The 26,999-nt window shown below is 58.9% G+C and carries 24 protein-coding genes; 8 read left to right on the forward strand and 16 right to left on the reverse strand.

The genetic code is table 11. The annotated features are described in order from the left end of the window. Window positions 1-60: 60 nt before the first annotated feature. The 6 genes from dapC to typA form a co-directional block, all read right to left on the reverse strand. Window positions 61-1,188 (reverse strand): succinyldiaminopimelate transaminase, encoded by a 1,128-nt coding sequence (gene dapC / locus CRD13_RS02640; RefSeq protein WP_016422393.1) that lies wholly within the window; start codon window positions 1,186-1,188, stop codon window positions 61-63. Between the two features lie 53 nt (window positions 1,189-1,241). Then, window positions 1,242-1,565 (reverse strand): ferredoxin, encoded by a 324-nt coding sequence (gene fdxA / locus CRD13_RS02645; protein WP_005509435.1) that lies wholly within the window; start codon window positions 1,563-1,565, stop codon window positions 1,242-1,244. 232 nt (window positions 1,566-1,797) lie between these two features. Then, on the reverse strand, window positions 1,798-2,319 hold the full coding sequence (locus CRD13_RS02650) for a hypothetical protein (RefSeq protein ID WP_049172726.1): 522 nt from the start codon (window positions 2,317-2,319) through the stop codon (window positions 1,798-1,800). After that, window positions 2,312-3,265, reverse strand: coding sequence for an N-acetyl-1-D-myo-inositol-2-amino-2-deoxy-alpha-D-glucopyranoside deacetylase (gene mshB, locus CRD13_RS02655; protein ID WP_076773360.1), 954 nt, complete (start codon window positions 3,263-3,265; stop codon window positions 2,312-2,314). The genes CRD13_RS02650 and mshB overlap by 8 nt, the downstream gene beginning before the upstream one ends. Window positions 3,266-3,273: 8 nt before the next feature. After that, window positions 3,274-5,406 carry an ABC transporter family substrate-binding protein gene (locus tag CRD13_RS02660; protein ID WP_187401229.1) on the reverse strand — a complete coding sequence of 711 codons (2,133 nt, stop codon included), beginning with the start codon at window positions 5,404-5,406 and terminating at the stop codon, window positions 3,274-3,276. A gap of 83 nt (window positions 5,407-5,489) precedes the next feature. Next, the gene (gene typA / locus CRD13_RS02665; RefSeq protein WP_070429521.1) at window positions 5,490-7,403 is read right to left on the reverse strand and encodes a translational GTPase TypA; all 1,914 of its coding nucleotides are present in this window, start codon (window positions 7,401-7,403) and stop codon (window positions 5,490-5,492) included. Window positions 7,404-8,038: 635 nt separating this feature from the next. Between typA and CRD13_RS02670 the strand changes: the two genes are divergently transcribed. The 5 genes from CRD13_RS02670 to CRD13_RS02690 all read left to right on the forward strand — a co-directional run bounded on the left by CRD13_RS02670 (window position 8,039) and on the right by CRD13_RS02690 (window position 12,033). Further along, a complete protein-coding gene (locus tag CRD13_RS02670; protein ID WP_016422388.1) occupies window positions 8,039-8,731 on the forward strand; it encodes a hypothetical protein in 693 nt (230 codons plus the stop codon). Window positions 8,732-8,827: 96 nt separating this feature from the next. Continuing rightward, window positions 8,828-9,472, forward strand: a complete 645-nt coding sequence (locus tag CRD13_RS02675; protein ID WP_069358857.1) for a DUF402 domain-containing protein — start codon at window positions 8,828-8,830, stop codon at window positions 9,470-9,472. 29 nt (window positions 9,473-9,501) lie between these two features. Further along, window positions 9,502-10,113 carry a suppressor of fused domain protein gene (locus tag CRD13_RS02680; RefSeq protein ID WP_069358858.1) on the forward strand — a complete coding sequence of 204 codons (612 nt, stop codon included), beginning with the start codon at window positions 9,502-9,504 and terminating at the stop codon, window positions 10,111-10,113. A 107-nt stretch (window positions 10,114-10,220) separates the two neighbouring features. Beyond that, a complete protein-coding gene (locus tag CRD13_RS02685; RefSeq protein WP_069358859.1) occupies window positions 10,221-10,718 on the forward strand; it encodes a hypothetical protein in 498 nt (165 codons plus the stop codon). 82 nt (window positions 10,719-10,800) lie between these two features. After that, window positions 10,801-12,033: an amidohydrolase gene (locus tag CRD13_RS02690; RefSeq protein ID WP_088611454.1), complete on the forward strand. Its 1,233-nt coding sequence runs from the start codon at window positions 10,801-10,803 to the stop codon at window positions 12,031-12,033. 415 nt (window positions 12,034-12,448) lie between these two features. Here CRD13_RS02690 and CRD13_RS02695 read toward each other — a convergent pair whose 3' ends face one another. The 6 genes from CRD13_RS02695 to CRD13_RS02720 all read right to left on the reverse strand — a co-directional run bounded on the left by CRD13_RS02695 (window position 12,449) and on the right by CRD13_RS02720 (window position 18,169). Further along, the gene (locus tag CRD13_RS02695) at window positions 12,449-13,633 is read right to left on the reverse strand and encodes an acyl-CoA dehydrogenase family protein (protein ID WP_016422383.1); all 1,185 of its coding nucleotides are present in this window, start codon (window positions 13,631-13,633) and stop codon (window positions 12,449-12,451) included. Window positions 13,634-13,740: 107 nt separating this feature from the next. Then, entirely contained in the window at window positions 13,741-14,586 is an 846-nt protein-coding gene (locus CRD13_RS02700) for a YdcF family protein (protein WP_069359577.1), read from the reverse strand. Beyond that, window positions 14,586-15,101 carry a hypothetical protein gene (locus tag CRD13_RS02705; RefSeq protein WP_187401230.1) on the reverse strand — a complete coding sequence of 172 codons (516 nt, stop codon included), beginning with the start codon at window positions 15,099-15,101 and terminating at the stop codon, window positions 14,586-14,588. Before CRD13_RS02705 ends, CRD13_RS02700 begins: the two co-directional genes overlap by 1 nt. Window positions 15,102-15,120: 19 nt before the next feature. Continuing rightward, window positions 15,121-15,891, reverse strand: a complete 771-nt coding sequence (locus CRD13_RS02710; RefSeq protein ID WP_049172749.1) for an energy-coupling factor transporter transmembrane protein EcfT — start codon at window positions 15,889-15,891, stop codon at window positions 15,121-15,123. A gap of 44 nt (window positions 15,892-15,935) precedes the next feature. Beyond that, on the reverse strand, window positions 15,936-17,552 hold the full coding sequence (locus CRD13_RS02715; protein WP_049193648.1) for an ABC transporter ATP-binding protein: 1,617 nt from the start codon (window positions 17,550-17,552) through the stop codon (window positions 15,936-15,938). A gap of 8 nt (window positions 17,553-17,560) precedes the next feature. Beyond that, entirely contained in the window at window positions 17,561-18,169 is a 609-nt protein-coding gene (locus tag CRD13_RS02720; protein ID WP_048732921.1) for an ECF transporter S component, read from the reverse strand. Between the two features lie 157 nt (window positions 18,170-18,326). Between CRD13_RS02720 and CRD13_RS02725 the strand changes: the two genes are divergently transcribed. Together CRD13_RS02725 and CRD13_RS02730 are read left to right on the forward strand one after the other, a co-directional pair. Next, window positions 18,327-20,378, forward strand: coding sequence for a hypothetical protein (locus tag CRD13_RS02725; RefSeq protein WP_187401231.1), 2,052 nt, complete (start codon window positions 18,327-18,329; stop codon window positions 20,376-20,378). An 89-nt stretch (window positions 20,379-20,467) separates the two neighbouring features. Beyond that, window positions 20,468-20,665: a hypothetical protein gene (locus CRD13_RS02730; RefSeq protein ID WP_049172707.1), complete on the forward strand. Its 198-nt coding sequence runs from the start codon at window positions 20,468-20,470 to the stop codon at window positions 20,663-20,665. 155 nt (window positions 20,666-20,820) lie between these two features. On the opposite strand, the gene CRD13_RS02735 is transcribed toward CRD13_RS02730, so the two are convergent. The 3 genes from CRD13_RS02735 to CRD13_RS02745 all read right to left on the reverse strand — a co-directional run bounded on the left by CRD13_RS02735 (window position 20,821) and on the right by CRD13_RS02745 (window position 25,096). Continuing rightward, entirely contained in the window at window positions 20,821-22,161 is a 1,341-nt protein-coding gene (locus CRD13_RS02735) for an alpha-amylase family protein (protein ID WP_049172705.1), read from the reverse strand. A 4-nt stretch (window positions 22,162-22,165) separates the two neighbouring features. After that, the gene (locus CRD13_RS02740; protein WP_048732929.1) at window positions 22,166-23,578 is read right to left on the reverse strand and encodes a M20 family metallopeptidase; all 1,413 of its coding nucleotides are present in this window, start codon (window positions 23,576-23,578) and stop codon (window positions 22,166-22,168) included. 135 nt (window positions 23,579-23,713) lie between these two features. After that, window positions 23,714-25,096 carry a M18 family aminopeptidase gene (locus tag CRD13_RS02745; protein WP_187401232.1) on the reverse strand — a complete coding sequence of 461 codons (1,383 nt, stop codon included), beginning with the start codon at window positions 25,094-25,096 and terminating at the stop codon, window positions 23,714-23,716. 264 nt (window positions 25,097-25,360) lie between these two features. On the opposite strand from CRD13_RS02745, the gene CRD13_RS02750 reads away from it, so the two are divergent. Continuing rightward, a complete protein-coding gene (locus CRD13_RS02750; protein ID WP_048732933.1) occupies window positions 25,361-25,558 on the forward strand; it encodes a hypothetical protein in 198 nt (65 codons plus the stop codon). Between the two features lie 2 nt (window positions 25,559-25,560). On the opposite strand, the gene CRD13_RS02755 is transcribed toward CRD13_RS02750, so the two are convergent. Then, a complete protein-coding gene (locus CRD13_RS02755) occupies window positions 25,561-26,904 on the reverse strand; it encodes a glycosyltransferase family 87 protein (RefSeq protein ID WP_255467757.1) in 1,344 nt (447 codons plus the stop codon). Window positions 26,905-26,999 lie beyond the last annotated feature (95 nt).

The raw sequence follows: 26,999 nt of genomic DNA on the forward strand, positions 1-26,999 counted from the left end.
TGCCGATGTCGGCACCGTTTGCAGCATTCGGCCTGCTAGAGCCAGCACATCTGGCCGGGGCTAGCCGCGAATACGCGCCGCCGCCACTTCGATGTCGCTGAGCGTCGCTGTGAGCCCCACCCGTACGTGCTGCGCACCCTTGGGCCCGTAGAAGCTACCCGGTGCGACCAGGATGCCGCGTTCAGCCAGCCAATCAACCGTCTGCCAGCAGTCTTCCCCGCGAGTAGCCCACAGATAGAGCCCGCCCTCGGAGTCATCGATACGAAAACCTGCGGCTACCAGTGCATCATGCAGAATCTCACGGCGGTCACTGTAGCGCTGCTTTTGTTCAGCCTCGTGGGAGTCGTCGTTAAGCGCGGCGATCGTGGCGTGCTGGATGGGTCCCGGCATCATCAGCCCCATGTGACGGCGCACGGAAACCAGCTCGGCGATGAGGTCCGCGTCGCCAGCGAACCAGCCGGTGCGGTACGACGCCATGTTCGACGTCTTGGACAGCGAGTGAATAGCCAGCAGGTTGGTGAAATCACCGTCGCACACTCGCGGGTCGAGAATACTGACTGGCTGTTCAGTCCAACCGAGCCCCAGGTAGCACTCGTCAGAGGCGACAATGACTTCCCGAGCACGCGCCCACTCAACCACCTTGCGCAGGTGTTCAACACCGAGGACCTTGCCGTTGGGGTTGCCCGGGGAATTGATGAACATCAGCGTCGGCGAGGCGGGGCCGATTTGCGTCAGCGAGTCCGCACGCAGCAGCTCAGCGCCTGCGATGCGAACGCCGACCTCGTAGGTGGGATATGCCAGCTCGGGGATGACGACGGTATGCCCCGCGCCTACGCCGAGGAGGAAGGGAAGCCAGCCAATCGCTTCCTTGGTGCCGATGACCGGAAGCACATTGCCGCCATTGACCGCTGACTCCAGTCCCGTCACGCCGTAGCGCCGCGCCATCGCTGCAACAATCGCCGCGCGTAGCTCAGGCGTGCCGACGGTCTGTGGGTAACCCGGTGCGGCAGCACCTTCGGTAAGGCCCTTCCGGATTATCGGAGCGACTTCATCGACTGGTGTGCCGACCGAGAGATTCACCATGCCCTCTTCATGCGCAGCCGCAGTGGCTTTCGCCTGCGTGAGAGAATCCCACGGAAACTGAGGTAAAAGAGAACCGGGAGTTACGCGCTTGCGGGCAGCTGACATGGGCGGTGATGAAGTCCTTCCCGGGAAAGAAATAGCTTTAGTCCTCTGTGGTTTTAGTCTTCTGCCTGCGGCGGCAGAGCTGCCACGAATGGCACATCGAAGTCCTGGGGGCCGAGCTTGGCGGCACCTCCCGGGGAACCCAGCTCATCGAACCAGTCGACATTGGCATCGATGAATTCAACCCACTCATCCGGAACATCGTCCTCGTAGAAGATGGCCTCGACTGGGCAGACCGGTTCACAAGCGCCGCAGTCCACGCACTCATCAGGGTGAATGTAAAGCATGCGCTTGCCCTCGTAAATGCAGTCAACCGGGCACTCTTCAACACAGGCACGGTCGAGGACGTCAACACATGGCTGGGCAATGATGTAAGTCATGGTTTTAGGTTTAAGAACCTTTCTCACAAGATATGGGATGAGGCTTTCGCTATCTGTCGATTATGCCGTTCCGACGAGAAACAGAGCAAAATAGACAGAGCGGTATATTCAGATTGGAGTCTACACCCAACGTGGGTGTTGTTTTCAACTGGCTCCAGAAAGAGCCACATTGATGCGGGCCTGCCCTGTATCAATTCCTCACCGTCTCCTGCAGTATCCGCTGCGGTTTTCGCTAGAGTGCCCGCAGATGGCGCAGTGGCCAGGCACCGCCCAGCACACCGCAAACAAGCAGCAGCACTGTTCGCAACCACTGCCCCATTGCCAAGTCCCCACCGAAGGGCAGCACTGCCCACAGCAGAATGCCTGCAAAGCCCAGCACCCAGATGACAGTCGGAATTGCAGCTTTGGAGCGATCACGAGTCCACAGCAACGCTGTGTTGGTAATGATCAGATTGGCAATATAGGCCAGCGGAATGGTCCACGGCAACGGAATAGCAACCGAGCCGATGGTAATCCACGCTCCGAGGAAAACTACTTCAATCACCAACGCTGCCAACGCAGCCAGCGACAGCCAGACCAGCGCTACCGTGACCTCGCCCTGATGGAAATTCTCGCGCGGCTGCGAACGTTCCGGATTCCCCCAATAGCGCTCATCCCCGAATGTGCGCTTTTCAATACTCAAGCGCTCGTTCTTCAACTTTCCGCCAGCAGCGTTAATCAAGTCTTCGCTTTCGTGAGGCTGAGGGTTACTCATCGTCCGCACTCCCCTCCGCTTCCAAATCCACACTCGGTACAGAATCGACGCTCGCTACCGGCTCTGGCAGTAATTGGATATTCACCAGCTCCCCCAGCTCTTCCAGGGACGCAGCGGTCGCCGTACCAAAACGGTATGCCTCAGTCGGTGTAACCGGCTGACACAGCAAATTGGAAAACGCCCAGACGGCTCGCGCACGACCAGAGCCGTCGGTCTGCCCATAGACAGCATCCGGATTAACCTCGCTGACGGAACCATCGGCGAACCACACTTGTGTCGCATGCGCGCGCATGGCCTCAACCTTGGCCGCCACAGCGGCATCATCCAGCTGAACCTCGAAATGGCCGGTCACGGTAGCGAAGTCGTCGACATCGCACGCCTGCCAGGTCTCCGGCACCACGGTAATGGCATCCAGTCCCGCCGCCATTGCCTCACGATCGGTGACCGCCCACAGCGTCGGAAAGCGATTTCCGCACGCCGCGACAGTGATATCGTGTGCGCGAATGTGGTCCGGGTGCCCATAGCCACCATCGGCATCGTAAGTAATGACCAGATCTGGCTGCAGCTCATCGAGGATGGTGCGAAGCTGGGCTACCGCCTCATCACCTGAGTTCACGAACGCACGGGGATGCTCATTGCCCTTGTCCCCTGCCATACCGGAGTCACGCCAACGCCCGGCACCACCGAGGAAATGCGGCACATTGTCCGGACCATTGGCTCCCAGCGCACGCAGCGCCGAGCGCAACTCGGCGACGCGGAAACCTCCCAACTGATCAGCTTCGTCAGCAACTAGCCCTTGGTACGGCGCGCCGATGACCTCTCCCAGCTCGCCCATCGTGCAGGTCACTACGCTTACCGACGCTCCGGAGCGCGCGGCAGCCGCAATCAAACCACCTGTCCAAATGGACTCGTCATCTGGATGTGCGTGAACAAAAAGTAACTTCACGGGCTTTCTTACTTCCCCTTGTTCTCCTGGCCGGCGTTATCGCGGACTTCTTGGTTCTGACCCGAACCGTCCTGCTCAGTATCTTCGCGCGGATTATCTCCCGGTTGAGAATTCTCCGACGATTCTCGAGTCCCGCTTTGCGTCGCGACTCGGCGAATCTCACCCAGAACACCGAGGCGGCCCAACACTGGGTCATCGGTCCACTGCGAAGAGTCCTTCCGCCCAGTAATTGTAATTTCCGGGCTGACGACCGTCAGCAAGCCGTCTTTCACCAAGGTCAGCTCGATACTGTGGCCAGCAATGATATCGGCGAGTTCAGCGGGCAACGCAGAACTGTCGGGAGCGAGCAGCTCATCAACCTGCGGGTCACAAAGGCCGGAAAGATTCTCGCTCCGAGCAGCCGATCTCGGAGCGACAGGTACTCCATTTAGGTCAGCCGGTTCCGCTGAGGTAGAAGATGTGGACCGTTCAGACGGTGTCGTCCCGTCCAGCGAGCTCTGCTCTTCAGCGCTCTTTCCCCGGTCTTCACTTGGTGCAGGTTTTGTCGAACTGTCAACGCCCTCTGACTCAGACTCGGTAGCCGACTCTGCGCCTGCTTCATCCAAGTCCTTCGGCGGTAGCGAACTGATCGAGCCTTCCGTACACGCATAGCGTTCCCGGGCCGCCTGGACGGAATTGGGCTGCTCTGCCCATGCCACCACGGCATCGACGGTTCCGTAGGGCAACGAAGACCGCAGCATGTCCGCCGGAGAATACGAAACAACGGTGGCGGGGATACCAGCTGCAGTCAACTGGTCAGCGACCGCAAAAGCCGCAGCGCGTGCCGCTATACCGTCGCTAATGATGCCGATTCGTAGCGGATTGTCCTCGGTAAATCCGGCCTGAGGTGCCTCGGATTTCTCCTGTTCACCACCGTCACCAGAACCACCCGCGATTCGGCGTCCGGTGGCCACCTCTGAGACCTGTGCAACGTTGATGGTGCGCAGAATGGCCCGGCGGACGGACTCGTCGGCAAGCCTGCTCGACGCGAGGTTGGTACTGAAAACCAGTTCCCGGTTGGGCTCATGGAAGAACTCAGCAACACCGGGGACTAGACCGTACGTCAGCTCAGACGTCTCCGTCGGACGGACCTGCACGGCCTGGATCTGCTTCGAACGCAGTTGCTCCGCACCATCGATGGCACTACGCATGGCACGCAGCGTAATAACCTCCGAGGCTGCTGGCTGCTCACCCCAGTAGCGGTCATTTCGAACCAGTCGAATGATGTTGCGGCCGACATCCATCGACTCGACGGTGTACTGCCCACCGGAGGCCGGGAAACGGCTGGCCAGCCCTTCGGAAAAACCATCAGTGTTCGACCGCATCAAATGCGCTGGCAAGAGATGTGCAAACAGGCGCTGCCAATGCGTAATCGGCTGAGTGAACGTCACATCAATCTGACGGCCACCGTCGGAGACATCAATGGATTTAATCAGCTCATAAGTCGCCGTATCCAACGATCCTGGCGTGGACGTGACTTGGGAAAATAGGTAGCGGAAGTCCTCGCCACTGATTGGCGTGCCATCGCTCCACTGCGCCCCTTTTCGAATGCGGTAGCGGACATGCTCTGCCGCTACCGTCGGATCCGTGATGTCAACATCGGCCGCTTTCCCGTTTCCAGCTCCGTTTCTGGCGTCACCGTCTTTGCTGTCATCACTCTCGATGACCTGCACGGAATCCAGCAAGTCGGAGTTGAGCAGCCACTGGGGAGCTCCTGCCGAGCGAGCATTGGCAGCGTTATCCACCACTCCGGGAGCTTGCGCGGAGGCACTAGCGTCACCAGCCTCGCCCTCTACCGGCGCAGGGGTGAAAACACTAGGCAGTGTCAGTCGCGCTACCAGGCTGGTCACCGGGGAGACGTCGGCAAGCAAATGCGGATTGAAGCCTTCGACAAACTCGTCGACACCGACCGTGACTTCACGCATCTTTTTGGCCTGGTCAGCGGTGTCTTCCTGTTGCACCGGCGCTTCCTGCTGCCCGGGCACAGTCGGAGCGTCCGACGGGCGAGCCATGCACGAAGACGCCAAAGCCGCCGTCACGCAGAGTGTCGATGCTACGAAAAATCGACGAGAAGCTGCGTGACGACGGCTGCGAATAAACATATTCACGAGATTACTCGACACCTGGTCGAGTCAGTTACCCCGAGACTGGTTTTTCAGGTGGTCCAGTCCCCTAGCAACCCGAATTACTTCTTATTCATGGCCTTCGCGCGGGAACGAGCGCGAGCGCGATCGGTAGCGCTGAGGATCTGCTTGCGTACGCGGATACCCTCCGGAGTGACCTCAACACACTCGTCAGCGCCACAGAACTCCATAGCCTCATCGAGGGAAAGCTTGTGCGCCTTCTCCAGAGTCACGGTCGCATCAGCCGAGGCTGCGCGCATATTGGTCAGCTTCTTTTCCTTGGTGATGTTGATGTCCATGTCCTCATCACGCGGATTCTGGCCAACGACCATGCCCTCGTAAGCCTGGTCACCCGGCTCGACGAAGAAGGTACCGCGGTCAGAAAGCTGAATCAGCGCGTAAGCGGTGATCTGGCCAGTACGGTCAGCGACCAACGATCCTGTCGGACGATCCTTAATCTCGCCTGCCCACTCGCCGTAACCGGCCGAGTAGTGATTGGCGATACCGGTGCCCTTGGTCTCCGTCATGAAAGTAGTGCGGAAGCCAATCAGACCGCGGGACGGAATGAGGAACTCCATGCGCACCCAACCGGTGCCCTGGTTACCCATCTGCTCCATGCGCCCCTTACGAGCCGCCATCAGCTGAGTGACAGCACCCAGGTGCTCTTCTGGAACATCGATGGTCAGGTGCTCGTACGGCTCCTGAACCTTGCCGTCGACGGTCTTGGTAACAACCTGCGGCTTACCGACGGTCAGCTCAAAGCCCTCACGACGCATAGTTTCAACCAGAACGGACAGCGCCATTTCACCACGGCCCTGCACCTCCCAGGCATCCGGGCGCTCGGTCGGCAGCACGCGCAGTGAGACGTTACCAATCAGCTCCTGGTCCAGGCGGGCCTTGACCATACGAGCAGTCAGCTTATCGCCACCACCCTGGCCTGCCAGTGGCGAGGTGTTCACACCGATGGTCATGGAAATAGCCGGCTCATCGACCAGGATGCGCGGCAGCGGGTCCGGGTGCTCGACATCACAGAGAGAGTCACCGATCATGACCTCGTCGATACCGGAGATAGCGGCGATGTCACCTGCAATGGCCTCTTCAGCAGGAACGCGGGTCACGCCGACGGTACGCAGCAGCTCTGCAACCTTCGCGTTCTTGACATGCTCATTGCCCTCGGAATCGTAGTGAATCCACGAAATCTGCTGTCCCTTGCGGATACGGCCCTTGTGGATACGAATCAGACCAATTCGACCAAGGAAGGAGCTGGAGTCCAGGTTGGTCACCTGCGCCTGCAGCGGGGCATCGATCTCAGCGGACGGCTCCGGGAGCACCTCGGTGATGACGTCGAACAGCGGCTGCAGGTTCTCGGACTCCGGCAGGTTGCCGTTACCCGGGTTCTCGGTCGAAGCCTTACCGGCACGACCAGAGGCATAGAGAACCGGCAGCTCAAGGTTGCGCTCAGCGACCTCTGCAGCTTCCGGGTCTTCCAGGGTGGAGGCTAGCTCTAGCAGCAGATCCTGTGCTTCCTCGACAACCTCGTCGATACGCGCATCTGGGCGGTCAGTCTTATTGACCACAATAATCACCGGCATGCAGGCAGCAAGCGCCTTGCCCAGGACGAAGCGGGTCTGCGGCAGCGGACCTTCAGAGGAGTCGATCAACAGCACGACGCCGTCAACCATGGACAGTGCGCGCTCCACCTCGCCACCAAAGTCGGCGTGACCAGGGGTGTCAATGACGTTGATGATGAGGTCTTCGCCGTTCTTGCCCTCACCTTTTCGGCGAATAGCGGTGTTCTTCGCCAAGATGGTGATGCCCTTTTCCTTTTCAAGGTCACCAGAGTCCATCACTCGGTCTGCAACTTCTTCGTGGTCGCTGAAAACGCCGGACTGCTCCAGCATGGCGTTCACGAGAGTGGTCTTGCCATGGTCGACGTGTGCGACAATGGCGACATTACGGAACTCGGTATCGCTCACAGGCGGATAGCTCCTAACAAGCTAAGAGGACTAAAAGAAAAAGATACGGCCTTGCTCTAAAGGACTGTCTTTACGACTGCCTTTAACGCCCCGCATCAACGCGTAATAAAGCGTTCTACAGTGTACTCCTTCTTAATGCCCCTGCACATCTGGCAGAGATTCTCGCAACCCCGAGCACCTATCCGTCATGCAAAGTGGCACTGCCGCGCCACCCTTAGGGATAAATTACCCCCTTACTGCACCCCCGCTTTACCGACAGCCATAACGGCATATCCGCCAGCGCCACAACGCTTCACGACGGCAATCTCTCAGCCCACCATGTGATAGATGTGACCAAATGCCATAGTTGTAACCCCACGGGATGAGACTTGACTTCACCCGCTTACACACTGCGAAACACCATTAACCCCATACATACACATTTCGCCTCAATTTTCACAATCATCTCGTTCTACATCAAAAATCACTCTAATTAACTTGCGACACACGGGAATCCGTGCGTTAATCTCCTGAGAAGATTCTGAACATTTCTTTTTCAAATCTTTCCATTTCACGTTGGAGTCGTTCTAAGATGAGCAACGATTCCGAAATTTTGATTCCGACTCCAATAGCCCACGAATGAGAGGTTCTTCACCGTGGTTTCGACTGGACGCTCCTTCCTGCGCCGTGCCGCAGCGACCTTGGGTGCAGCTGCAATTCTCACTGCGGGCATGACTCCCGCCGCTTCTGCTTCCCCGTCGCTGGACTCCCTGAACATCGCTTCGCCGAATCTCTACGGCAACGCGCGCGACATCATTAACTCCCCAGGCGTTCCTGAGGAAATTTCCAGCGCACTGAACAAGGGAATTGACTTCCTGACTGGTGAGGGCGAGGGCGAGCCGGGCTTCAAGGTTCCGGAAGGTGCCCCGAAGACCAACCAGTTCCTGCTGCCTACTGTTGCCGACAAGTGCATCGGCGGCGAAGGTCGTTCCTTCGGCCTGGCCACTACCGTTCCGGGCCCGGCAGACCTGCCTCTGCCAGGTGTTCCAGAAAACCAGCTTGGCTTCATTTTCACTGGCCTGGGCACCAAGCAGCTGGCTAAGCAGCAGGACACAGAGATGAATGTCTACTGGGTCAACGTTGCTAACGGCAAGTACGGCAAGACCACCCTGGAGAACAACGGCATCAACGCCGAGGAGGGCCCGGGCGCTGTCAACGGCACCGCTGACACGGGCAAGGGCGTGGTCATCGCTGTCATGCAGGGCGGTATCACCACTCAGGAAGAGCCTGGTCCGACCAACTGCAGCTACACTCCGACCGCCGGTGTCTTCCCGGTCGGCCTGAACTAAGTTTTTCTAGTTCTCCCCTAGCCCTTTTTGCATCACGTATGCAGAAAGGGCTTTTCTATGCCCAAAAAGGCAACCCCTACACGTTAAGGTATTCGCATGTCCACTTCACCGGCCACTTCGGCTTCGACCGCGGCAGCTCCTGCACTCTCCCCAATTCGCTCGAGTCAGGACACACATCCTCCGAAAGTCGAGACCTTTGACCTACGTGAAATGGTCAACACCGACCCCAAGGGCTTTCGGCGCAATGTCGACGAGTTCCGAACTCTCACTCCCAGCCGCCTTTATATGCGCCGTGGGATGGATCATCCAAAGTTTGGATATCTTGAGTCATTCCTGCTTGCCGACGAGGGGTTGCGCATCAGCATTTATCACTTCCGCCCGGGCGTGAAGGTGGAACACCAACGCTACGTCGATATTGTCAGCATCGACCGGACTGATCCGCAGTGCTGGCGTATGACCGATTTGTATCTCGACATCCTGCAGGCACCGACCGATCCTGAGGCCATAGCTCCCCTACCTGTCGATGCGACCACACAGATTCGCGTTGAAGATGTCGACGAGCTCGTCGCGGCCCACACTCAAGGGCTGATTAGCGATGAACTCACCGAATTCGCTATCGAGACCACGCTGACTGCACGCGCCGCAATCGCTGCACACGGTGACAACATTGATACGTGGATGCAGACTTTGAACCTCGATGCGACGTGGGCTGATGCTGTTGAGCTTTCGCCCGCAACCTAAAATGACCACCTCAACAAGGAGTACCGCCCGTGTTCGATAACTTAACCGGCCCCATTCCTCCCGCCGGCCCTGATAGCAATGCGATCATCAAAGCCGTCCGAGCAGCATTTACCTCCTACTTTGAAGAGTCCAAACCCGGCGAAGCCCAGCTGACCTTCCTTGGCTCTGCGCCACTGAAGATGCTGCGCTTCGGACCTGACACAGACCGGATTGTCACCTATGCAACACTCGGCTGCAGTGCCGAGGCGATGCAGGATCCGTCCGCAATGGTGGTGGACACCAACTCTGGCCCGCGCGCCGAGCTCATCTTGCCTATTCGTGGTGGACTGGACGAAGTCATCCGCCCGCTGGGTATTCTTGCCGCTTCCCCAAGCATCGAAGGCCTCATCCTCACCGAGGGGGCACTAATCGACTTCGGCCAGCCACTGTGGGATCAGTCGCGCTTCACCGGTTTTGTGCTGCTCAAGGCAGAAATCCCGCCGGTCGCGATAGAGGAAACCGAAGTCACAATCTTCCAGCCGGTCCCCGCCACGACCAACGAATTTGCCCTTGCTCGCGCTAAGGGCGTTGACGAACTGCGTCGCGTGTGGGAAACCCAAGGTGTCGACTTCACCGACCCGCACCGCACCAGCGCTGTATAAAAGTTAGCTTTTGTGGTGGTTGCCGGTTATCTGCTCGTCGGCAAGCGATAAGTTCAACCTAGCAGTGACGTTTCGCGCCGCGACAGCGTGGTTTAGAGTATGGAATTATGGCAGTCAATTCGGCTAAAGACGTTCCTTTCCATGCGGCGCAGTCCTTTAGGTGGTGGCGGCTCGCGGTATATGTTTACGTCCCAGCGCTAATCCTCACCGTGGTCAGTTCCCTATTGAAATGGGACGCGACTGTTACGGAAGCGGCAAAGGCCAACAACATCGAGGTTTCTGCTGCGCAGACCAGCTTGGCCGTGAGCTTCGCGTTCGCGATTATCGCGCAGACGGCAACGGCGATTGCGTGCTGGTGGCTTGCCGGCAAACTCCTTGAAGGATCGACTGCAGCGCGCACGGTGCTGTCCGTGGCGGCGGCAGTTTTTGTCATTAATGCATCAATGACGCTGGTCGGAACGATTTCCCAGGTACGCTCCGGAGACTCGTCGGTGCTCGGTTTGATTACAGCTGGCCTGCTGATCGTTGCCTCTATCATCGCCGCAACTGCAACCGCCCAGTCCTACCGCGGCGAGCGTAACCAGAAGTTCTTTGTGACGACGTAGGCAGCTCTTAGAGGTTTGGGGCGGGACGGGGATGCCTTCCAGGGCCTCCACCGTCCGCTTTAGGTCGGCGTACATTTTAGGTATGCGCACTAATACTGAGAGCGCCAGAAAGATTCTGAATGGTCTCGCGTCCACCCAGTCCCAGCGCGAGGAACTGTACAAGTATTTCCACCAGCACCCTGAGCTTTCCATGCAGGAGCACAGCACTGCGGACCGGATTATTCAGGAGCTCGAATCTTCGGGTATTTCCACACATCGCGTCGGAGGCACCGGCGTCGTTGCCATTATTGAGAACGGTGCCGGGCCGATTGTGGCTATGCGCGCAGACATTGATGCGCTACCGGTGAAGGAGACTTCCGGCAAAGATTACGCCTCCACGGCAACGCAGATTGATGAAAAGACCGGCACAGAGGTCCCCGTCGCCCACGCTTGTGGCCACGACTTCCACCTGATGTCTTTGCTCACAGCGCTGCAGGCTTTCAACGAAAACCTTGATCAGTGGTCTGGCACATTCATCGGTATCTTCCAACCCGCTGAAGAAACCGCCGAAGGTGCACGCGCAATGCTGGCGGCAGATCTGGAGAAGGCTATTCCGCGTCCCGATGTTTATCTCGGTCAACACGTACTAGCTAGCTTGCCCGGCGGCTATGTGGGCACTCGCCGCGGGCCAGTTCTCTCCTCTGCATTCTCGGTCAAAGTCACTGTGCACGGTAATGGCTCCCATGGATCCATGCCGGAGCTCAGTGTCGATCCCGTTGTCTTGGCATCCACCATTGTGATGCGCCTTCAGACGATTGTCTCGCGTGAGGTAGCAGCCACCGAGACCGCAGTGGTGACCGTTGGCGCGATTCAGGCGGGAACTAAGTCCAACATCATCCCTGACTCCGCAGAGCTGCTCATCAACACTCGTGCCTACAACAGCGCCGTGACCGAACACCTCAAAGAGGCAATCGAGCGCATTGTACGAGCAGAGTGCGTTGCTGCCCGCAGCCCTCAAGACCCGCAGTTCACTTACTACGACCGCTATCCCCTCACGAACAATGACGGGGACGCCACGAATACTGTGCGCGAGGCATTCGACGCGTACTTCGGTGATGAAGTCTCCGACTTGGACGCAGTGCCCGCCTCTGAAGATTTCTCAATCATCCCCGATGCGCTTGGCGTGCCATATACGTACTGGGGGCTCGGCGGCTTCGCGGATGAGAGCAGCGCTGTTGGCAACCACAACCCAGCTTTTGCCCCTGACCTCCAACCCACTCTTGACCGGGGCGCAGAAGCAATCGTTGTAGCTGCCTGTGCTTGGTTGGCGAAATGAGGGTGTGATTAGCGAGGCTGATGCGTGCGGCTGCAGGCGAGCTGGTGGATGGTGTAGTGCCGGACTCGTGCGGGGCTGGAGTGCCGGACTCGTGCGGTGCTCGTGCGGGACGGCCGAAAAACCGGGGGTTAAGAGAAAAGTAGACCCCGGTGCACGCCGATTGGACACGCTTCTTGCTACTTAACGCAAAATTTACGGGCTGCAAATGTGAAACTGTGTGAGTTTATGACACTTTGAAGCCGTTTTTCGGGCCATTTCTGTCATAAACGCAGTCAGTAACTCGCATCGCCCCACCGCCGCCGACCATAAACGCAGTCACTAGCGCGCGTTGGGGTTAAGAGACAAATTCTGAGTGATGTGGCAGCATGAAAAAGCCCCCGCCATTTCAGCGAGGGCTTAGAGTTTGCGCTGGTGATTAGCGCTTCTGTGCGTCTGCGAGAATCTGGCGACCTGCGACCATGCGGCAAATCTGGTTGGTGCCCTCGTAGATCTGGGTGATCTTGGCGTCACGCATCATGCGCTCAACCGGGAAGTCACGGGTGAAGCCGTAACCGCCGAGCAGCTGCACGGCATCGGTGGTGACCTGCATAGCAACGTCAGAGGCGAAGGTCTTGGCGTTTGCGGCCATCAGACCCAGGCGAGCGCCGCCCTCAGCAGTGCCACGCTCAGCGTTAGCGGCTGCGGTGTAGACCATGAGACGAGCAGCGTCAATCTTCATACGCATGTCAGCCAGCATGAACTGGGTGTTCTGGAAAGCAGCGATCGGCTTGCCGAACTGCTGGCGCTCCTGCACGTAACCAACAGCGTAGTCGTATGCACCCTGCGCGATGCCCAGTGCCTGTGCACCAATAGTCGGGCGGGTGTGGTCCAGGGTCTCCAGGGCAGTCTTGAAACCGGTGCCCTCTTCGCCGATGATGCGGTCAGCCGGGATGCGGCAGTTTTCGAAGTACAGCTCCGCGGTCGGGGAACCCTTGATACCCAGCTTGTGCTCCAGGCCACCGACGCGGAAACCCTCGTCGTCCTTGTGGACCATGAATGCAGAGATGCCGTTGGCACCCTTCTCCGGGTCGGTGACAGCCATGACGGTGTACCAGGTGGAGCGGCCACCGTTAGTGATGAAGCACTTGGAGCCGTTGAGGACCCACTCATCGCCCTCACGGACCGCGCGGGTCTTCATGGAACCGGCATCCGAACCGGCCTCACGCTCAGTCAGTGCGTAGGAAGCCATTTCACCGTTGGCGATGTCCGGCAGGACCTTGCTCTTCAGCTCGTCGGAGCCCTTGAGGATCAAGCCCATGGTGCCCAGCTTGTTCACAGCCGGGATAAGAGAAGCCGAGCCACAGACACGAGCAACTTCCTCAATGACAATGCAGGCCGCAACCGAGTCCGCACCCTGACCACCGAACTGCTCCGGCACGTGGACGGCGTTGAATCCAGCCTCGTTGAGAGCCTTCAGGGCCTCCTCCGGGAAACGCTCGTTCTCATCGACGTCCGCTGCGTACGGAGCAATCTGCTTCTCCGCCAGATCACGGATAACGGCGCGGAGCTCCTGGTGCTCCTCTGGCAGCTGGAACAGGTCGAATCCTGGGGTCAAAGCCATGTGGGTGTTCCTCCCGATTTAATGATTCCGATGTCGTGTTCGATATCGCGCTCTACGCATTTCTACGCAGCACTATCACCGCACGACGTATTTATCTTCGTTCGATACTAGTGGCTAACGCTTCGCTCTACCCGCGAAATTCGTAAAATTCTCGCGTTGCCGCTCGGCGCCCACAGAATAAACTGCGCGAGGAATTCCCGCAGCAGCGATGTCGCCCAGTACCTCAACGGCGTATAGGCGCCGACGACACACCAGGGTTCCAGCCCCCGTTCGCGCATGAGCTTCGCTACCCGTGGCGCATGAAAATCACTGGTCACAACAACCGTTCCAGCGCTCAACGCACCGTCCATGCCGCGCATCAATTCGCACGCATAGTCAATGTTTTCCGACGTATTCGTCGATTGGTCCTCGGGGATCAACTCGATGTCGCCGCGCTTTACGACGTCCCCAGCGTTCGCCTCCAACCACTCCACCATGGCGTCCGCTTCGGAGCAGGTGGCATCTGTCACCGCTTCACTGCCGACCCCACCGGAGCAGATGATTCGCTCGGTACGCTCATCACACGCTGAGACTGCTCGCTGTAATCTTCTGGCCAGCAGGGCCGAGGGCCGATTGTTCTTCAATCCGCATCCCAGTACAACCACGGTGTGTGGCGGCAGAGTTGGTTTTTGGGCTGCACATCGAAGGCGAACGGCCTCGAAAACGATCGCTGCGGCTCCTGGTACTGCGAGGCCGGCGAGCAGGGGCGTCGTCAAGCGATGCGATGCGCGAGCGTAGTAGGCGCGGCAGCTGGCCAGTGTCCACGCGGCACCTACTGTGGGAAGAACCCACCGCGGAGGTCTGCGATTGGGCAGGCGTGGTGGGCGTAGCTCCGAATTAGCGGCGACGCGTAGTCCGCCGACGAGGAGCATGGAACCGAAGCCTGCACCGAGGCACGCGAGTGTTTTTCTCATCAGAGCTTCCACGCTAACTGTTCTGGGACGTTGATGGTCCAGTCGACGAGCTGTTGCGGATTGTGCTTCGCCATATGCTGGGATTCCTGCTCGGCCCACATGTCCCAGTGTTCCTCGAAGTGGTCGTCGCGAGCCATGGCACGGGCAAATCGAGTCTGTGTGTCCAGCTCTACCCAGACTCCCCAGGCGTTGCCGTCGCCGATGGCGCGGGCAGCGGCAAGGTTAGCTTCAGTGACAGCGCCGCAGCCTTCGACGATGAGCGAGGAGTCCGGTGGCGTGGGGACCCACTCGGCGAATTCACTGGCGTACCAGTCCCACCGGCGATACCCGCGCTCATCGGCCGGTAGAGCGGGGTTCAAAATGGTCTCCGCAACTGCGGCCGATGCTTTCTGCAGACCGGACCAGCCCGGATATACATCCTCCAAGTGGATAACTGGCCAACCGAGGATACTGTGCAACTTTGCCGAAAAGGTGGTTTTGCCACTGCCGGAACGGCCATCGATAAGCAGAATCATCGTGATCGAAACGCCTTTGCTACGCCACACCCAGGAAGCGGAACTCCCCGGCCCACACGGAAATACCGATTGCTGCGACGGCGATGGCAAGGCAGGCGGCCATGGTGACATAGTCACGCGCGGCCAATGTCGAGGTGTGCCACCACGTACGCTTAATCGGTGCGCCAAAGCCGCGGGCTTCCATGGCTGTAGCCAGTTTGGTGCCGCGGCGCAGCGCGAACACCAGCAGAGCGAACACCTGAGAAATAGTGCGGCGGATTGCGCCGTGGTCACCCAAACCGCGTGCTCGACGGGCTCGGGTCAGCGCCTGCCAATCGCTGATGAATAGGCCGACGAGCCGCAAACTCGCCACCGTTGCCAGCACAAACCGGCTGGGCAGCTTGAGAATCTGCGCCAGCCCATTGCCCAGATCGGTGGGGTCGATATTGGCTGTCAACACGACAACTGGAGTACCGATAGCCAGCACACGCAACATGATCGCGATGGCCAGGGAAATGGAATTATCCGTCACATGCGCAAGCAGGAAGGAGAAATACTCTTTGCCCTCCGGGTTGCCGTAGAGCGCCATCGAGATGCCCGAGATGGGCGCGGCGATAAGAAGTGGCAGGCTGCGTCCTAGAAAACGACGAAAACCCAAACCCGACAGCGGCACCAAGAAAAGCGTGCAGACAAGCGCAACCACTGCGGAGACCCAGTCGATGGAAATCAGCAGCGGTGTGGTGAGCAAGAATAGGCCCAGTACTCTCGCCACCGGGTTGACCGTCGCGAGGAAAGGCTGCTTACTCGAAATGGCGCTCTGCGTACCTTCAGCCGTACCGGCGGAACCGACTTCAGTCACGATTTCCCTCCTGCTTCGCCCTGGCCGCGCGCACCGCTAGTGCGGCTCGGACCGGCCTGCTCCCCTGAACCACGCTGTCCCGGCGCCGCACGGCCTGACCGCTCCGGATGAAACGAATCCATGTCGATGACGTAGTCCCCCATCGCTTGTACCACCAATGGATCGTGGGTAATCGAGATAACAGTTCGGCCGTCGTCAGCAAGCTGGCGAAGCAAAGTGAGCAGCTCGGTGAATGTCCGGCGGTCTTGGCCGAACGTCGGTTCGTCGAGAAGCACAATATCCGGCGCTGTCGCCAGCATTGTCGCCACCGACAGACGTCGCTTCTCACCGCCGGACAGCGAGAACGGATTCGCCTTGGTCAGAGCCGTTAGCCGCAGCCGCTCAAGTAATTCCTCGATGCGCTGATCAGCGTTGACACCGACAAGCTTGGGGCCAAGCTGCAACTCTTCCAGCACTGTGCCAGTGACAAATTGATGCTCGGGGTCCTGGAACACCGTGCCAATCCGAGTAGCCAACTTCTTCGACGGCCATTTCCACGGCGCACTACCGCTGCCGGCCACTTGGACCGTGCCCGCCATCGGCTCAAGCAGGCCGCCGAGCGTCAGCGCTAACGTGGACTTCCCGCTGCCATTGTGACCAACAATGCAGGTGGAAGCTTCAGATGGAATAGAAACGGATACATCGCGAGCAATCGGATCAACATTTTCGCCACCGCGGAACCACGACTTCTTCGCGCCATAGCCGATGTCCAGCCCACGGGTTTCGATCGCGATGTCACCGCTAGGGTGCCCGTCCTGGTCGCGGGCAACTGAACGCGCGTCCGGCAGCGCAGGCGGAGCTCCCGGAATCCACACCCCAGCATCCGTCAGAGCTTGCCCGTGGTCTTCCAAGACCCGATGCGGTGCACCATCGGCAATCACACCTCCGCGGCCCAGCACGATGATGCGGTCGACCACATCGACCCACGCATCCACTCGATGCTCGACCACAATCAGTGCCGCACCGGTCCTCTCCGCCGCGGTAATCGCAGCATCGCGTAGTACCGGCACACCGGCCGGGTCGATGTTGGCCGTCGGCTCGTCCAAACAAATGACCCGTGCGCCCATTGCCAGCACACCTGCCAATGCGAGGCGCTGCTTCTGCCCACCCGAAAGTCTGTGCGTGGGATGATCCAGCGGCAAATCCAGCCCCACCAAATCCAGGCTGGCGCGCACTCGGTTGCCAATCTCAGCTGGGGCAACGCCCAGGTTTTCCGCACCAAAGGCAACATCGTCGCCAACGCGAGCACTAATCGTCTGCGAGTCAGGGTCTTGCAGCACCAAGCCCACCGAACCCCGTGCGGAAGCAGGAGTACGACCTTCAATCAGGAGCTTTCCGGTGGCTTCGCCATCGGAGTCGTCGCCAAGCACGCCAGCAATAGCGGCGAGCAGCGTCGACTTCCCCATCCCCGACGCGCCGAGCAACAGCACCTTTTCACCGCGCTCGATGTCCAGCGTGATGTCGTTCAGTACCGCAGCTTTGCGCCCCGCGTGCCGATATCCGAACCCCCGCGCGCTCACCGCAGGGACATTTCCGCTTGACGACGGCCCCCGCGTCAACGCCTCATCTGTCATCGATTTTCCTAGACGTCGTCGTGCCGCTCTCGCCCGATGGCAAAACGATCCAGCGCTCCAGTTGCCGCCAGTGCCTTAGCCAGGAAGTAAGCCAGCAGACCGGCGAGGACGGCACCCGACAGCGCCGTGGAGATCAGGTAGATGACGTTGAATTCGAAAGTCTTGGCCAGGTTGCCGGTGAAAAGCTCAAAAGTCCACGCGCCGACACCTGCCATGAGACCCGAGATAACCACGGTGACCAGGTTGTAGCTCTTATACGCCAAAATGAGGAACACCAGCTCCGCGCCGAGCCCCTGCGCCAAACCTGAGTACAGGGTGGAGATACCCCACTGGTTACCGATCAGTGCTGAAACCGTCGCTGCGATTACCTCGACGAAGATAGCGGCACCCGGCTTGCGAATGATGTACGCGCCGAGCGGACCACCGAGGAACCACATACCAGCGACCAAACCGCCAAGACCAGGAGTAAGCGCGTTGACTGCTTCATAGCCCGCACCGCCGATGATGTTCCAGATAACAAAAATCAGGCCAACGGCCACGCCGATAACAGCTGCAATGATGATGTCAATATTGCGCCACGAGAAGTTAGCGCGCGCTGCACTCGCCGATTGCGTCATCCCACTTGCTCCTATTTTTCTTTAACTCGAGCGGTATTGCTCAAACATTATTGATGTATTCATTAGCGGCGTATGAAGCCTGTGTCGACACGCCCTAAGCACTAACTTTTGCCTACCCTACCGCGCCCAGCAGATGGCCTAGATAACATAAGGAACCATGACTAAAGCCGAGCGGTCATCTACAGGAGATACCCCAACTGCCCAAACCCCTCATACGCCGACAGTGGGCGATGAGGGGACAGTCGCGGATTCCGCAGTGAAAACTGCCGAGGCCCCTGGTGCTGACAACACCGCTGAGCAGGAAAGTTCTCGCCCATACTACATGCCCACATTGACGTGGGGCGAGAGACTTGACCTGTCTGCGAAGCAATGGTGGCCTCTCATCGGAGTTGTTATTGCGATACAGCTTGTCGCTCGCATTCTGGTGCTGACTAGCCATGTTTTTTACTGGGATGACTTCATCATTGTTGGCCACCTTTACGACACCCCACTGCTGAGCAAGGACTACCTGCTTCAGGATCACGACGGGCACCTTGCACCACTGGCCTTCTTGGTGCAAGGCCTCTATCACCTCATCGCGCCGTGGAACTGGTGGCTACCGGCTATCACCATGGCCGTGATGTCGGTAGTGCTGACATACGCCACAGCTAAACTCTTTGAGCTTCTCACCGGCCGCACGCTGGTATCGCTCTTCCTCATCACGGTCGTCGCCTGGACTCCGCTGATGCTTCCGGGCGACACCTGGTGGTCGGCCGCGGCCAATTCCCAGCCGTTCCACCTAGCATTCGTGGTTTTCATGATTGTCGCCATTCGCACCACTATGCGTCGTTCCTTCGGCCCCCGCCCGTGGGAAGCCGTAGGCCTGTTCGTGCTGCTGGCAGTGGCGCTGGGATTCTTTGAGAAGTCCCTGGCTATCGCACCGATCTCCATGCTGGTTGTCGTCACTTTGGCTTACATGGAGCGCAGAAATATCCTGCAGGTTCTCCGCCGTGGCCTCGTCATCTGGATCCCATCGATGCTGCTGACCGGCGCCTGGGCACTGTGGTACTACTTCGGCCCCGCCGAAACCACTGGCTTCATTTCCGACAAGCTACAGCCCGAACTGTTCTTCAACGGCCTCGGCCAGATTTTTGCCGGCATCATCGGCGGACCAACAAGCTGGGAACGCTGGGCTCCGGGACAGCCGTTTGCCTCCGCTTCGTCTCAGCTGATTACTCTCGGCGGCATTATCCTGTTGATTCTGTCCGCCACCCTCATCGGCCGCGATTACCGTGGCTGGGCTCCGTGGACGCTATCGGTGGCGTACATGTTCACCACCTTGTTCGCCATCACCCTGTTCCGCTCGGGAGAGAACACCTCTGGCGTGCTGGCGCACACTTTGCACTACTACTCTGATGTCGCGCTCGTGATCGTAATCTGCGTCGCGATCTCCCTGGCTGGACTCCCACCGAAGGACGAGGCGCCAGCGCTGCTACCGGCTCGTACGCACATTCTGATTTGGTCGCTGGGCATCGCGCTGGCTGTCACCTCCACGATTTCCGTGGTCACTTACCGCAATGCCTGGTCTGATGACATCGCAATGGAGTGGATCGGCAACACCAAGGCGTCGCTGTCCGCGCTGCGCGAGGAAGCCGATGCCGCTGGCCCCGACAAGGCGATCGACTACAATCTCATCGACCAGCCCGTCCCCTTCGAAGTTCTCGTGCCCGTCGCCGCTCCGATGAACATGTACTCGCGGGTGTTTGATGCGGTCTCCGATCGCCCGCCGTTTGAGCGCGTCACCGGTCACCCGCGCATGTTCAATACAGACGGTTCGCTTATCGACGCCAAGGTCTCCGAGGTCACCCGTGTCACTGACGGCCCTGTCGAGCAGTGTGGCCATCGCATCACAGTTGGCGAGGACGGCACCGCGTCGGAGGACATCAAGTTGGAGAACATCATCAAGCTCGGTGACTGGGTGCTTGAGTTCCCGGCCACCGCCTCCGAGGACATGGATGTGCGCCTGTCGCTCCCCAATCCTTTCGAGACTGAAGAGCAAACCCGCGGTGGTTCCACAGTCGTGAAGATGAACAACGATCTGCGACCGCGCTATGTGTACCTCAACGGTGGCGGAAATACTCTCCATGTCGATGTGGAAAAGGCGACTCCGGGGGCAACCCTATGCATCGGCGCGGGGGCGATTGGCCCCTTGGTTCCCGCAAGCCGTTAAGAATCCTCTAAGATATTGCTTTAAGATAATGTGAGAAAAGTTTATTAGCCCCTTGTAGCTATTGTTTTTCCGACAGAGGAGCCACATCCATGCGTAACCGCATCGCCGGCGCTATCGCCGCATCCGCCATTGCCGCAGCAGCCCTGGTCGCTTGCTCTCCCCCGAATCAGGTTGACTCGGACGTGAAGGTCGGCGACCAGGCCAACCCGTCGGAGACCTTCGAGCAGAAGGCCACCACTCCGGCATCCTCCGACGAGATGACCCCTGCTGAGACCGCAGAGATGTAATCACTGCATCTGCGAAAACAGGGGTAGCCAGCAAACATAAACGCAGTCACTACCCCTTGTGCCCACTCATCGATGGGGCACGAAAGAATTACCGCCTGGACATTGTGTCCGGGCGGTTTTGGTTCTCCGGGGCAGCCTAGAGCCGCCTAGAGAGCCTAGGAAAACTCAAATTCCACGTGGTCACCATCACGGATCACCGCGCTGGTTGCGCCGTTTTCCAGGTTCAGCTCGACAACGAGCGAGGGCATCTCGCCGGAAGCTCCAGCCTCACCCGAGGCTCCGGCAGCATCGTCCACGAGCGCCGCGTCGGTTGCGGTCACGCGGTAGCGAAGAAAACCATTGCGCAATTCATCAGTCTCCACGCGAGCGGAGTGCAACCATGGGAACCGGCGTCGCACCGCAACGAGCTGCTGGTAAGCGCGGTAGAGGTCCTCACCAAGCGCAGAGAGTTCCTCCGGGCTATCCGGGAACACTGGTCGAATCTGGTCGTCACCGCCGATGCGTTCCTCTTTGAGACCGGTGTAACCCTGTTCGTCGCCGTAGTAGACCAGCGGCACACCGGCCACGGTAAACAGCACCGTCGCCGCCAGCACGGCCTTGTCGGCCCCTACCTGCGTCGCAATGCGTGAAACATCGTGGTTGCCCACAAACGTCACCGGCACAAAAGACTCCGCGAAGGTATTATGGCGCTTCAGAGTCCAGTCCAACTCGAAGAAGTTTTCCTCCTTCAGCGCAGACCAGGTCGCTTTCCACAGCTCGTACTCCGTCACCGAGTCCATGCCGGACACCGACACAATCTCCGCATAGTCACCGTGGATGACCTCGCCGTAGATAAAGGCGTGCGGGTGCTCAGCACGCACTCGCGGCAAAACCTTGTGCCAAAGCTGTGGGTCCACTGCGTAGGCCGCATCCAGTCGCCAGCCATCAATCCCCCGCGCCAGCCAGTAATTCATCACGTTGACGACAAAATCAACAGTCGCGTCACTGGTGTGATCGAATTCGACCAAACTCTCATGGCCCTCAAACACCGGCGCGGTCATGTCGCCATCTGAGTGAGTAAACGCAAAGAGCTGTGCTTCTTCAGAGTCAGGGTTTTCCTTCGCGGTCTTCAACGCGGGTGCCTCTGCCCCGATGTGGTTGAAGACGCCGTCGAAAAGCACTTTGATGCCGCGCTCATGGGCAGCTTCGATGACAGCCTTCATGTCCTCTTCGGTACCCAGGCGCGAGTCAATGCGGTAGTAGTCCTCGGTATCGTAGCCGTGGCTAGTCGACTCGAATACTGGAGCCAGCTGCAGGACGTTGAGCCCGAGCTCCTGGACGTACGGAAGCCAGTCAATCAGTTTGCGAATTCGATTGACCGGCGCGGCGCCTCGATCCTTCTCACGGATGGGCGCTCCCACAAACCCCAGTGGATAGACGTGCCATCCAATCGCCCACTTCGACCACTCAGGTGCGGCAGCGAGCGTCTTATTAGGGGCGTTGGGGGTCGTGGACATTGTCCTATGCATCCTCTCTAGGTGCCTGAGGCTGATTGGAATTATCTGATGCCGCCGCCTCAGGACTCGGTGAGGTCTCCCCCGCCGATTCGCTTGACGACGCCCGCGCCTGGCCCGCATGCGACTGTGGCGTGCCAAGGCCTGCCTTCCGCGGCCGTGGAGGCACGGAACCTGCTGCGGGCATGGTCGGAGATGTGGCAGGTCGCTCCGGCGGATGATTCTTCGACGGGTTCAGTGCGTCGAGCGCGATTTGGATTTCCGTGCGCATGCCATTGACCATGGCTCTCTCCACAATTTTAAACTTGGAATTGTGGAGAAAGAAGGGATTACCCGCTTCCGGGCCACCGGTGCCGAGGAACATGTAACAGCCCGGCGCTTCACGAGAAAAATAGGAGAAGTCATCCGAAGGAGCCCACGGATCGGCGGCGAACACCTTGGAGTTGCCAACTGCCTTCGTCGCCGCATGCCAGGCACGATTGACTGCAATGTCGGCGTTGACCACCATCGGGTACGGAATCTGCCAGTCGAAAGTCGCCTGTGCGCCGTGAGCTTGGCAGACGCCGTTGACGACGGCCTCGATACGCTGGCAGACAATCTCCCAGTCGGCCTCATCCACCGAGCGGATGGACACTTCCAGGTTGGCCGTATCCGGAATCACGTTGCCGGCCTCACCTGAATGCAGTGAGCCGACGTTGACGATATTCATGTGCTTTGGATCCACATCGCGGGAGACAATCGTGTTCAGCATGAGAGTCACCTCACTGGCGATGAGCACCGGGTCAATCGACAGCTGTGGGTTCGAGGAGTGACCGCCACGGCCACGAATCGCGATGGAGACAATGCCCGACATGGTTGTCACTCGCCCAGCGCAAATTCCCACATGCCCCACCGGATGCGGCGCGACGTGGAAGGCATAGACCTCATCCAAGTCATCGGCGGCACCCTTGTCGACCAGCTCACGAGCACCGCCCGGCAGCATTTCTTCGGCGTGCTGGAAGATGCACAGCACCTTGCCGTGCAGCTGATCGCGCATTCCAGAGAGCACCTTCGCCGTGCCCAGCAGCATCGCCGTGTGAACATCATGACCACAGGCGTGCATCACACCTGGCGTGCGCGAGGCATACGGCAGTCCCGTTTCCTCCTGAATCGGCAGGGCGTCAATATCCGCGCGGTAGCCAATCACACGGCCAGTGCTGGGGTCGCCCGCTGTTCCCTCGATGACGCCAATTACGGACGTCGGGGTCAACCGGTACGTCGGGATGTCCCACTGATTGAGCAAATCCTCAATCATGTCCGAGGTCCTGTACTCCCGGAAGCTCAGCTCCGGATTCTGGTGCAGTTGGCGACGCCATGCCACCGCCTCTTCGATAGGTACTTCAAGGCGGTGCGACGGCAGGGTGTCGTTAGCATCAGTCATGGTTCATAGCATGACAGAAAATAGGCTCCACGACGAGCAGCTACGGAAATTCCCTCACCCATTTTCGCTTCACGACGGCCACAGCGCCCCGACATCTCCCCTGCTAGAGGAGACTTCAGCGCTGCCAGCGAGCTGCTAGTGTCCGGCACCCCAGAAATCCACGGTGAGTTCGGCCAACCACCATGGGTCAATCGTGCCGCACATCTCACGCGCCGAGTGCATGGAGACCATCGCAGCTCCGATATCGATGGTGTCGATACCCAGTCGCGTTGCAGTGATCGGGCCGATAGTGGAGCCGCATGGCTTGTGGTTCGCAGAGACAAAATACTGCACCGGCACTTCCTGGCCAATGCGCTTGGAGGTTTCCGCTGCGATTCGGACAACCTCCGCCTGACCGGCCGCCGTGGTGGCGTAGCGCTGGTTGGCATTGATCTTCACCACCGGGCCGGCATTGAGTTCCGGCTGGTGCCCCGGCTCGTGTTCGCCTGCATAGTTCGGGTGCACACCGTGTGCGCCGTCAGCAGAGAGACAGATGGAACCGCGGTAGAGCTGCTGAGTGCGTTCCAGGTCAGCGCCCGTGGCCGCTGCGATGCGGGACAGAACGTCGGCAAGCAGTGGCCCTGCAGCGCCCGTGGTGGAGGCGGACCCAACTTCCTCGTGATCGAAAGCGACCATGACGGGGATGGTGGTTGACGTGCTCCAGTTTTGACGGAGCAAGGTCTCGAAGGCGACCAGGGAGGAGTGGACGCTGAGCAGGTTGTCGAGTCGGCCAGAAGCCAGGAACTCATCGTGAGCACCGAAGGTGCGCGGCTGCTGAGTGTCGAAGGAAATGAGGTCCCAGGCGACGATGTCGTCGATAGACAGTCCCGCAGCATTAGCGATGATCTGGTGCACATCGGTGCCGAAGGTATCCAGTCCGATGATTGGTGCAGTGTGATTCTGCCTGTGGAGCTTCAACCCCTCTTCGTTAACCGCACGATTGAGGTGGATAGCCAACTGCGGGATACGCGCGACCGGGCCAGTGCGAGCAAGGTGCTCATGGCCGTTTTTATCAATTACCCGACCAGCGAACTCGATTTCACGGTCGGTCCAGCTTCCCAACAACGCGCCGCCATAGACCTCTACAGCGACCTGCGCATAGCCTGCGGCGGAGGTGCGCGCGTTGGGCTTCACACGAAAACCGGGCGAATCCGTGTGAGAACCCACAATACGGAAACCGGTGAAATCGGCAGCCGGCGTCTCCGGGACGACCCAAGCAACGGCAGCGCCATCGCGACGCAGGACGTAGGCACCGGGCTCGCTTGGCCACTGCTCGTGCTCGTCGACGACCCTGGCACCGGCTGCACTCAGACGGTCAACGACCTGTTGTGCCGCATGAAATGAGCTTGGCGACGCAGCCACAAAATCTATTAAATCCTCAACGTGACTGAGCGCTGCCGCCGGAACGCTGCGCGATGCCGCGTCCGAGGTATCCGCTGAATCCGGGGACTCAGGGGTGGGTGCCGAAGAAATAGCCATAACCAAACTCCTACTTCACATTTGATTCCGGATTTCATTGTATTGGAGCCCACAACTGACCGTGACCGAGCATTAAGCCGGTCCACAGTGTGATGCAGCTTTCATGTTGGGAACGGTATCCACTTAGTCACTTTTGCCCGTTTTAACTCGATATCGGGCATATTCAGACATATAGTGGCAACCGCATCAAAGAAAACCATTTGAATACAGAAACTCTCAAACCGGAATCCTGACCGGATTCCGACCACAGAAAGGGTTTATACCGTGAGCCTTGAAAACCTGTTCCCCCGTTCTTTCACTACCAAGCGCGCCTTCTTCTCTCAGCCGCTGCGCGAAGCTCTTACCCGCGACACCAGCAGTGACGCTAACGCAGTCCACTTCGGCCACCAGGTTAAGAGCGCCCGGAACGAGATTTACAGCGACATGTCTGCCCGTGACATCGTCTCTATGCTGAGCCGCTAAATCTAGCGCTTCCTCAAGTCGAATAAGACCATTGGCTCTGGCTGAGGAAATTTTAATGTCTCCGCGGCAGCTAATTCACTGCCAAAACCAGCTCCAACCTCGCCTGCATCACCATCGCCGTACCGATGTACCGCAAACGCGTGGCAGCCACCAATAATGAGCATCAATGCCAGCGTCAAGAGCATCGCAGTAATCCCCGAGTACACAAATCCGCCGGTATACGGCGTAGCAGCAATCGGGTTTGTCACAGGGAACGTCAGCAGGACCACTAGCAACGCAATACCGATATACGGCCACTGTCTGGTCAATCGGGTCCGCGCCATGGCGGCCAAACCGAACACAGGCGTGACCAGCATCAACATGTAGTGGGTCCAAAGAATCGATGAGAATGTGGCTGCAATAAGCCACGCGCCGGTGATTAGAACCTCAAACCGGTAGACCGGGTTCAACCACGCAACTGCCGTGACCATCAACACCACGCCAAGCGCAATACACAGTGGAATCGTTTTCACGTGACTCGGATAATCACGAACCACTGTTACTAATAAATCAGGATTGCCCAGATCTGTGGCTAAAGTCGACGCCAACGACTGATTCGCACCACCGACCAAGACCGACGCACCAATGTCGTCGATTCGATCAATCCAGTCCGAAATAACCGGTATGTCAATGCGGATAAACATCCAGACCGCCAGTACCGCCGTGGTGGCCAGCGACCAGAGGGCTGCGCGCCGTCGATAAGCGAAAAAGAGCATCACGGCGATGAGCGCATACGGAGTCAATTTAATGGATGCGACGATGCCGAGGACGATGCCCGCGAGCCAAGGACGAGTGCGCGAGGCGGCAAGCCCATAGGCGACGCCCGCGACAATCAGCGGTGTCGTCTGACCAATCCAGAACGAATTAAGAGTGGTCGGCAGGGCGAATACGCATGCGGTAACCAGCGCTGCGATACCCCAGGGCATGGTCGACCGAAACCACAGGTGGTAGGAAGCTGCGACCAGGACCACAACGGCCATTCCGGAAAGAAACAGCAACCAAGCAACCGAGGTTTCAAAGCTCATGACGTGGGATATCGCTCCCAGAGCCTTTGCAAACAAAGGGTTTTGCACAAAGGGATGCGTAAATGGCGCAGACACTTCCTGCGCCAGGCGTGGCCAGACCTCTCCGCTCATGGCGGTGAAATCGATTGGATCGGCATCATAGAGATGGGACTCAAGTCCCCTGTCCATCAGTAGCCCGCCCACCCAGAGCGACGCCCAATCGTCCGGCTGGGTGCGGCCATTCCAGGCCAGCAGCGAGGCAAGACCACCGAGCAGCGAGACCAGCATAAGAGGCCAGCTCATCACAGGCGATTGCGTCAGCGCAGGGGCCTGATTGGGTTTGCGAACCCATATTTTTCGCGAGGCCCGCGACGGAGACTCCGCAACAGCACGTTGCG

The sequence above is a fragment of the Corynebacterium sp. LK26 genome (genome assembly GCF_014335085.1).
In the GTDB taxonomy this organism is placed as follows: Bacteria; Actinomycetota; Actinomycetes; order Mycobacteriales; family Mycobacteriaceae; genus Corynebacterium; species Corynebacterium jeikeium_D.

Excerpts from the sequence above, each read along its gene's own strand:
- CRD13_RS02715 (WP_049193648.1), bottom strand. The coding sequence starts at position 17,552 with ATGACAGATGAGGCGTTGACGCGGGGGCCGTCGTCAAGCGGAAATGTC.
- CRD13_RS02700 (WP_069359577.1), bottom strand. The coding sequence starts at position 14,586 with ATGAGAAAAACACTCGCGTGCCTCGGTGCAGGCTTCGGTTCCATGCTC.
- CRD13_RS02695 (WP_016422383.1), bottom strand. The coding sequence starts at position 13,633 with ATGGCTTTGACCCCAGGATTCGACCTGTTCCAGCTGCCAGAGGAGCAC.
- CRD13_RS02675 (WP_069358857.1), top strand. The coding sequence starts at position 8,828 with ATGTCCACTTCACCGGCCACTTCGGCTTCGACCGCGGCAGCTCCTGCA.
- CRD13_RS02685 (WP_069358859.1), top strand. The coding sequence starts at position 10,221 with ATGGCAGTCAATTCGGCTAAAGACGTTCCTTTCCATGCGGCGCAGTCC.
- CRD13_RS02740 (WP_048732929.1), bottom strand. The coding sequence starts at position 23,578 with ATGACTGATGCTAACGACACCCTGCCGTCGCACCGCCTTGAAGTACCT.
- CRD13_RS02725 (WP_187401231.1), top strand. The coding sequence starts at position 18,327 with ATGACTAAAGCCGAGCGGTCATCTACAGGAGATACCCCAACTGCCCAA.
- CRD13_RS02730 (WP_049172707.1), top strand. The coding sequence starts at position 20,468 with ATGCGTAACCGCATCGCCGGCGCTATCGCCGCATCCGCCATTGCCGCA.
- CRD13_RS02720 (WP_048732921.1), bottom strand. The coding sequence starts at position 18,169 with ATGACGCAATCGGCGAGTGCAGCGCGCGCTAACTTCTCGTGGCGCAAT.
- CRD13_RS02660 (WP_187401229.1), bottom strand. The coding sequence starts at position 5,406 with ATGTTTATTCGCAGCCGTCGTCACGCAGCTTCTCGTCGATTTTTCGTA.
- CRD13_RS02735 (WP_049172705.1), bottom strand. The coding sequence starts at position 22,161 with ATGTCCACGACCCCCAACGCCCCTAATAAGACGCTCGCTGCCGCACCT.
- CRD13_RS02705 (WP_187401230.1), bottom strand. The coding sequence starts at position 15,101 with ATGATTCTGCTTATCGATGGCCGTTCCGGCAGTGGCAAAACCACCTTT.
- dapC (WP_016422393.1), bottom strand. The coding sequence starts at position 1,188 with ATGTCAGCTGCCCGCAAGCGCGTAACTCCCGGTTCTCTTTTACCTCAG.
- CRD13_RS02745 (WP_187401232.1), bottom strand. The coding sequence starts at position 25,096 with ATGGCTATTTCTTCGGCACCCACCCCTGAGTCCCCGGATTCAGCGGAT.
- CRD13_RS02755 (WP_255467757.1), bottom strand. The coding sequence starts at position 26,904 with ATGAGCTGGCCTCTTATGCTGGTCTCGCTGCTCGGTGGTCTTGCCTCG.
- CRD13_RS02650 (WP_049172726.1), bottom strand. The coding sequence starts at position 2,319 with ATGAGTAACCCTCAGCCTCACGAAAGCGAAGACTTGATTAACGCTGCT.
- fdxA (WP_005509435.1), bottom strand. The coding sequence starts at position 1,565 with ATGACTTACATCATTGCCCAGCCATGTGTTGACGTCCTCGACCGTGCC.
- CRD13_RS02690 (WP_088611454.1), top strand. The coding sequence starts at position 10,801 with ATGCGCACTAATACTGAGAGCGCCAGAAAGATTCTGAATGGTCTCGCG.